The following is an 812-nucleotide window of genomic DNA, read 5'->3' as shown; positions in this document are numbered from 1 at the left end:
GTGGACGTGCTGCAGGGCCTCGCCGGGAACGATCAGCTCTTCGGGGGCGCGGGCAACGATGTTCTTCGTGGCGGGACCGGTCACGACACGCTTAGAGGCGATCTCGGCCGCGACCTCATCTTCGGAGATGCCGGCAATGATCGCATTTACGGCGGCGCCGGGAACGACACCATCTACGGCGGGGCGGACAACGACACCATGAACGGCGAAGGCGGTCGTGACACTTTCGTGTTCGACAGCAAGCCGCACACAACAAAAAACGTCGACAGGATTGTCGCCTTCAATGCGAAGGATGATTCCATCTGGTGCGACAACGCCATCTTCAAAGGACTTGGAAAATCAGGCAGCGCGGCAAATCCGAAAGCGTTCACCGCGGAAAAATTCTGGATCGGCCCGAGCGCCCACGACGCAAGTGATCGGGTCATCTACGACAAGGCAGCGGGAAATCTCTACTACGATGCCGATGGGATCGGCGGTGGTGCGCAAGTCAAGATCGCGACCCTCGGGAGTGGAATCGCACTGACGAAGTCCGATTTCTTCATCGTGTAGGATCCCAGAGTTGCCCAATCCGGTGCCCGAGGGCGAGTTCGGATTCAGACGACGCCGCCGCACCGCAAGACAGGCGTGAGGGCTGAACACAGCGCCGTTCGTGTTCCCCGCTTACGAACCAGCCGAGCGCACGCATTCAAGCTTACCGCCAGGCCCAGCTACGCCCATTCCCGGAATCGGTCGGCAAGACCGAAAGGGAGGACCCAACAAATAAAAATCCCGCCAAGTCATTGACCGGGCGGGCTTTTCGAATGGTAGCGGAG

General features: G+C 59.9%; 1 protein-coding gene. It reads left to right on the top strand.

The features are described 5' to 3' along the window. Nucleotides 1-549: calcium-binding protein (locus AC1DT3_RS22985; RefSeq protein WP_477467472.1), on the top strand; the 549-nt coding region annotated here is incomplete at its 5' end. Between the last annotated feature and the right edge of the window lie 263 nt (nucleotides 550-812).

The organism is Microvirga sp. P4_G7 (assembly GCF_056401005.1).
This window is presented reverse-complemented; position numbering and strand designations above follow the sequence as displayed.